Origin of the sequence: Chitinophaga jiangningensis (assembly GCF_900142605.1) — a bacterium.
GTDB lineage: Bacteria > Bacteroidota > Bacteroidia > Chitinophagales > Chitinophagaceae > Chitinophaga > Chitinophaga jiangningensis.
On sequence record NZ_FRBL01000013.1, the window covers coordinates 123,700 to 130,275 of the forward strand.

Annotated in this window: 8 protein-coding genes; 5 read left to right on the forward strand and 3 right to left on the reverse strand. The window is 47.3% G+C overall.

Features of this window, described 5'->3' with window-relative positions; all coding sequences use genetic code 11:
* Positions 1–9 precede the first annotated feature (9 nt).
* The 5 genes from BUB18_RS27660 (at position 10) to BUB18_RS27680 (ending at position 5,510) form a co-directional block, all read left to right on the forward strand.
* Positions 10–1,413, forward strand: a complete 1,404-nt coding sequence (locus tag BUB18_RS27660) for a glycoside hydrolase family 30 protein (RefSeq protein WP_073087402.1) — start codon at positions 10–12, stop codon at positions 1,411–1,413.
* A gap of 20 nt (positions 1,414–1,433) precedes the next feature.
* On the forward strand, positions 1,434–2,861 hold the full coding sequence (locus BUB18_RS27665) for a glycoside hydrolase family 30 protein (RefSeq protein ID WP_073087404.1): 1,428 nt from the start codon (positions 1,434–1,436) through the stop codon (positions 2,859–2,861).
* A 246-nt stretch (positions 2,862–3,107) separates the two neighbouring features.
* Positions 3,108–4,520, forward strand: coding sequence for an MBL fold metallo-hydrolase (locus BUB18_RS27670; protein ID WP_073087406.1), 1,413 nt, complete (start codon positions 3,108–3,110; stop codon positions 4,518–4,520).
* Positions 4,521–4,522: 2 nt separating this feature from the next.
* Positions 4,523–5,095 carry a YeeE/YedE family protein gene (locus tag BUB18_RS27675; RefSeq protein WP_073087408.1) on the forward strand — a complete coding sequence of 191 codons (573 nt, stop codon included), beginning with the start codon at positions 4,523–4,525 and terminating at the stop codon, positions 5,093–5,095.
* Positions 5,096–5,105: 10 nt separating this feature from the next.
* A complete protein-coding gene (locus tag BUB18_RS27680) occupies positions 5,106–5,510 on the forward strand; it encodes a DUF6691 family protein (RefSeq protein WP_073087410.1) in 405 nt (134 codons plus the stop codon).
* A gap of 161 nt (positions 5,511–5,671) precedes the next feature.
* On the opposite strand, the gene BUB18_RS27685 is transcribed toward BUB18_RS27680, so the two are convergent.
* From BUB18_RS27685 to BUB18_RS27695, 3 genes are all read right to left on the reverse strand, one after another.
* On the reverse strand, positions 5,672–5,866 hold the full coding sequence (locus BUB18_RS27685) for a fibronectin type III-like domain-contianing protein (protein WP_073087412.1): 195 nt from the start codon (positions 5,864–5,866) through the stop codon (positions 5,672–5,674).
* A 148-nt stretch (positions 5,867–6,014) separates the two neighbouring features.
* Positions 6,015–6,209 carry a fibronectin type III-like domain-contianing protein gene (locus tag BUB18_RS27690; RefSeq protein ID WP_073087412.1) on the reverse strand — a complete coding sequence of 65 codons (195 nt, stop codon included), beginning with the start codon at positions 6,207–6,209 and terminating at the stop codon, positions 6,015–6,017.
* Between the two features lie 148 nt (positions 6,210–6,357).
* A partial coding sequence (locus tag BUB18_RS27695; RefSeq protein ID WP_143160124.1) for a fibronectin type III-like domain-contianing protein occupies positions 6,358–6,576 on the reverse strand: 219 nt, incomplete at its 5' end.

Below are 6,576 nucleotides of genomic sequence, written 5' to 3' on the forward strand. Positions count from 1 at the left end.
CACGTATAGATGAAAGCAAACAGAAATATCGTTATATATACCCTCGCACTGCTGCTGGCGGGTACCACCGCCTATGGCCAGGCAGGGAAAAAAGGTAAAATGGAAGCCTGGATCAGTAACCCTGACCGCTCCGCGTTACTGCAAAAACAAAAGAATAGCCTTTCTTTTACTAACACAGATAATGGCACTCCTGTAATTGACGTGGACGCCGCAAAACAATTTCAATCGATTGATGGCTTTGGGTTTACCCTCACCGGTGGTAGTGCTACGCATATCAATCAAATGCCCGCAGCCGCGCAGGATGCGTTGCTCAAAGAGTTATTCCTCACCGCTGGCAATGGCATCGGCATCAGTTACATACGTCTCAGCATCGCCGCTTCTGACCTCAGTGCGGAAGTATTTACCTATGATGATGTAGCCGGCGATACTGCACTGGCACACTTCTCCATCGATAAGGAAAAAGTGGACCTGATTCCTGTACTGAAAAAAATATTGAAACTCAACCCACGTATCAAAATACTGGGTTCCCCATGGACCGCACCGGCATGGATGAAAACTAATAATTCCTTTATCGGTGGGAGTTTGAAACCAGAATATTACCACGCCTACGCCAACTACTTCGTGAAATATATCCACGCCATGAAGCAGGAAGGCATTACCATCGATGCCATCACCATTCAAAACGAACCGCTGCATGGTGGCAATAATCCCAGCATGGTGATGCAATGGCAGGAACAGGCAGCCTTCGTAAAAGAAGCCCTGGGGCCGGTGTTTAAACAAGCCGGGCTGAAAACAAAAATTATCCTGTACGATCATAACTGTGATAAGCCGGAATATCCGATGAATATCCTGGCCGATAAAGACGCCTACCCGTACATCGACGGTTCAGCATTTCACCTCTATGGTGGTAAAATCAGTGCCATGAGCACCGTTCATGATGCGTATCCGGAAAAGCACCTCTACTTTACGGAACAATGGTCCGACGGCAAGGGTAGTTTCTCCCGGGAACTAACCGGTAACACTACCCGGCTAACGATTGGGGCTATACGAAACTGGAGCCGAAACGTGCTGCAATGGAACCTTACCTCCAATCCTTCCCTTACCCCGCATACGGATAAGGGTGGTTGCGGCCAGTGCCTCGGCGGTGTTACGATCGACGGCACTAACATCACCCGTAACTCTTCCTATTATGTACTCGGCCATGCTTCCAAATTTGTGGCACCCGGTTCGGTAAGAATCGCGTCCAACGAGCCGGAGAAGCTGGATAACGTCGCATTCCGCACGCCGGAAGGAAAGAAGGTGCTGGTGGTAGTTAATAACAATCCTGCTGAACAGCAGTTTCAGATACGTGAAAATGGTAAGCTGGTGGCGGTTACACTCGGTAGCCACTCCGTTGGTACTTATGTCTGGTAATAAATTATTTTTTTAAAGAGATGAAAAAAACAATTCTGGCAGGTGCTGCTTTCCTGGCCTTTGCGGCATCCGGTTACAGCCAGCAAAAAAAAGTAACCGTATATACTACGGCACAAAATACCGAAATGCGACTGGCACAAAACGGTACCCTCGAGTTCCACGCCATGCCGCAGCCTTTTGAAACTGAACCTTGTGTATTCGTAGATCCAAAAGTTACCTTTCAGACTTTCCAGGGGATCGGTGGCGCCCTTACAGATGCTGCTGCTGAAACCTTTTACAAACTGCCGAAAGAAAAACAGGCGGAACTGCTGAAAGCATATTTTAATGTTAATAACGGTATCGGTTATACGTTTTCCAGGACTAACATCGCCAGCTGTGATTTCAGCAGCGGCACCTACGCTTACGTAGCGGATAACGACAGCACCCTCAAAACATTCAGCGTACAACACGATCTGCAATATAAAGTACCATTCATTAAAGCGGCCACCCAGGCGGCCGGCGGCACTTTGCCGCTCTTTGTGAGTCCCTGGAGCCCGCCCGCATGGATGAAAGACAATAACAGCGTTTTGCAGGGTGGTAAACTGCTGCCACGTTACTACCAGGCATGGTCCAACCACTACGTAAAATTCATTAAAGCCTACGAAGCCTTGGGCATACCGGTATGGGGCCTCAGTGTGCAAAACGAGCCGATGGCCAAACAGAAATGGGAATCCTGCATCTTCACAGCAGAAGAAGAAAGAGATTTCATCAAGAAATTCCTCGGACCAACCCTGGCAAAAAATGGCCTGGGTACCAAAAAACTCATTGCCTGGGATCATAACCGCGACCTGCTGTATCAATGCGCCAGCACACTGCTGCAGGACAAAGAAGCTGCTAAATACATTTGGGGTATTGGCTACCACTGGTATGAAACCTGGACCGGCAGCGACATGCAGTTCCAAAACGAAAAACTCGTGCACCAGGCATTTCCGAACGTGAACCTCGTGTTTACAGAAGGCTGTATCGAGAAATTCGACTTCAACCGCCTGCAGGACTGGGCCATCGGTGAGAAATATGGTTATTCCCTGGTAAATGATTTCAACAGCGGCACCGTAGCATGGACGGACTGGAACATCCTCCTGGATGAAAACGGTGGTCCTAACCATGTGGGTAACTTCTGCTTTGCCCCGGTACATGCAGATACTAAAAAAGGAGAACTTATTTATACAAACGCGTATTATTATTTAGGCCATTTTTCAAAATTCATCCGTCCGGGAGCAAAGCGTGTGGTGAGTTCCAGCAGCCGTTCACAGCTGCAAACTACTGCCTTCATCAACAAAGATGGAAAACTGGCAGTGGTAGTCCTCAACACCAGCGACAAAGAAATTAAATACAATCTTTGGATCGCCGGTAAGGCAGCACCTACTGTGAGCCAGCCACACTCTATAAATACTTTAATAGTTGAATAAGTAAAGATTCAAGTATTTCATAACGAGTAGATGATGATATAAAGCCCTCCGTTTCGTCCGGAGGGCTTTTCGTATATTTGCAGGTAGGGAACTTCTTGACGCCGCCTGGCGGGCGCAAAATTTACTAATAAAATGTTAAGACAGGCCGGGATAAAATTTTTACTTATGTGATATTTATCACCGTAGCCTTTTTTATAATGAGTGACCTTTGGTATATCAAAATATCTAATCTAAACGGCTTTTACTATGCAGATAGAACAGATTTATACCGGATGTTTGGCCCAGGGTGCCTATTATATTCAATCCGCCGGAGAAGCGGCTATTATTGACCCATTAAGAGATACTGCCCCTTACCTGCGTCGCGCGGAAAAAGACGGGGTTACCATCAAATATATTTTTGAAACGCATTTCCACGCCGACTTCGTGTCCGGCCATATTGACCTGCACAAGGCCACTGGAGCGCCTATTGTATATGGCCCTGGTGCGGACCCTGCCTTCGAAGCGATCATCGCCACGGATGGCCAGGAATTTAAAATAGGACAGGTAACCATCAAAGTATTGCATACACCGGGTCATACCCTGGAAAGTGTTACCTACCTGCTAAAGGATGAGCAGGGGAAGGATTACGCTATTTTCAGCGGCGATACCCTCTTCCTCGGCGATGTGGGCCGTCCGGACCTGGCACAGAAAAAAGACAGTATTACCAAGGAAGACCTGGCAGGCATGCTGTACGATAGCCTGAACAATAAGATCATGCCGCTGGCAGATGAAGTAATCGTATATCCCGCTCACGGTGCGGGTTCCGCCTGCGGTAAGAACATGATGAAAGAAACGGTGGATACACTGGGCCATCAGAAAGCAGTCAACTACGCTTTGAACCAACCTGATAAAGCCACTTTTATCAAAGCGGTGACAGACGGCTTGCTGCCACCACCAGAGTACTTCCCCGCCAATGTACTGATGAACAAGCAAGGCTACCGCAGCATGGAGGACGTAATGAAAAAAGGCCTCATGGGGCTGGACCCGCAAGCATTTGAAAATGCGGCGAATGATACCAGGGCACTGATCCTCGATACCCGCGATAACGGGGAATTTGCTGCCGGGTTTGTGCCACAGTCGGTGAACATTGGCCTCCGGGGCGACTTTGCTCCCTGGGTAGGTGCGCTTATTGGCGATGTGGCACAGCCCATATTGCTGGTGAGTGTGCCGGGTACTGAATCGGAAGTAATTGAGCGACTGGGCAGGGTAGGTTTTGATAACGTAATCGGCTACCTCGACGGTGGTTTCGAAAGCTGGAAGAATGCAGGCAAAGTAACGGATACAATTCATCGTATTTCAGCAGCGGAATTTGCTGCACAATATAACAACGATGCAACGGTGATAGACGTACGAAAAGACAGTGAATACAGTTCGTCGCATGTGCAAAATGCCAACAACAAACCGCTCGCTGATATCAGCAGCTGGCTTAAAGAGCTGGATACAGACAAACATTTTTATGTACACTGTGCCGGAGGTTATCGCAGCATGGCGGCGGCCAGTATCCTGCAAATGCACGGCTACCGCAATTTTAGTGAAGTAGCCGGTGGTTTTAACGCAATTAATCAAACTTCAATACCTGTTACGGACTTTGTATGTCCGTCAGGAGCTTCTAAAAAATAATAATGGAACAACTGAGCTTATGGCTCCGTCAGCCCTGGCCATGGTATGTGGCCGGGCCGCTGATTGGGCTCACCGTACCTTTACTTTTAATAATCGGGAATAAAACATTCGGGATATCTTCTTCGCTGCGCCATGTGTGTGCAGCGTGTATGCCCGCTAAAATTCCTTTCTTCACCTATGAGTGGAAGAAGGAAAAATGGAATTTAGTTTTTGCTTTGGGAATATTACTGGGTGGTTTTCTTGCGATGACCTTTCTGCGGGATGGTACAGCCGTAACTGTACATCCGCACCTGGTAAGTGAATTATCGGGTTATGGTATTAATGATTACTCCTCGCTGATTCCGGCTGACCTGTTTAACTGGCAGCAGCTGTTTACCTTACGTGGTGCCATCATGATGATTGGGGGTGGATTCCTGGTAGGTTTTGGAACCCGCTATGCCGGCGGTTGTACGAGTGGGCATTCCATAATGGGGCTGTCCTCATTGCAATGGCCGTCGCTGGTAGCTACCTGCTGCTTTATGGCTGGTGGTTTCATCATGGCTAACCTGATTCTTCCTTACATTCTTTCAATTTAAGCTATTTATTATGTTAAAATATTTACTGGCCGGTATAGCCTTCGGCGTTATATTGGTGAAGGCTGAACTGGTAAGCTGGTTTCGTATCCAGGAGATGTTTCGCCTGCAATCCTTTCACTTGTACGGCATCATCGGCAGTGCGGTTGTAGTAGGAATGATTTCCGTATGGCTGATTAAAAAGCTGGGAATTAAATCTATTAGTGGAGATGCGATTCATATCCCTGACAAAAAGTTCCATAAAGGAAATGTTTACGGCGGGTTGATTTTTGGATTAGGCTGGGCGCTTACTGGTGCTTGTCCGGGCCCCCTGCTGGCGCAGGCCGGCGGTGGTGCTACAGTAATTGCGGTGACGCTGCTGAGCGCTGTAGCGGGTACGTGGGTTTATGGTAAGGTGAGAGAGCGGTTACCGCATTAGGTATTTTATACAATCCGCGAATAGACGCCTCGCAGGCGTCTATTCGCAAAAATCTACGCTAAAATCTACTATTTGGAGTGAGTTGATTTTAGGGTAGATTAGCAGGGAGATGTAATCGGATAGACGCCTGCGAGGCGTCTCTACTTCACGAAATCATAGTCCTACAATACCGCCATATTTTTCTCTATAATTATTTCTTTCCCAATTTTATATTCGGTAGATGTAATAACCGATTCCGCATTACTGCCGATTTCTATTTTATAAGTTCCGGGTGTCACTACCCACGCCATTTTCGTGTCATCAAACCAGGCCAGGTCGGCCATTCCCAGGGTTAACTGCAGTGTTTCTTTTGCCAATCCGTGTAGAGACGCCTCGCAGGCGTCTATTCGCAAAAATCTACGCTAAAATCTACTATTTGGAGTGAGTTGATTTTAGCATAGATTAGCAGGGAGATGTAATGGGATAGACGCCTGCGAGGCGTCTCTACTTCACGAAATCATAGTCCTACAATACCGCCATATTTTTCTCTATAATTATTTCTTTCCCAATTTTATATTCGGTAGATGTAATAACCGATTCCGCATTACTGCCGATTTCTATTTTATAAGTTCCGGGTGTCACTACCCACGCCATTTTCGTGTCATCAAACCAGGCCAGGTCGGCCATTCCCAGGGTTAACTGCAGTGTTTCTTTTGCCAATCCGTGTAGAGACGCCTCGCAGGCGTCTATTCGCAAAAATCTACGCTAAAATCTACTATTTGGAGTGAGTTGATTTTAGCGTAGATTAGTAGGGAGATGTAATCGGATAGACGCCTGCGAGGCGTCTCTACTTCACGAAATCATAGTCCTACAATACCGTCAAATTTTTCTCTGTAATTATTTCTTTCCCAATTTTATATTCGGTGGATGTAATAACCGTTTCCGCATTACTGCCGATTTCTATTTTATAAGTTCCGGGTGTCACTACCCAGGCCATCCTCGTGTCATCAAACCAGGCCAGGTCGGCCATTCCCAGGGTTAACTGCAGTGTTTCTTTTGCCAATCCGTGTAGAGACGCCTCGCAGGC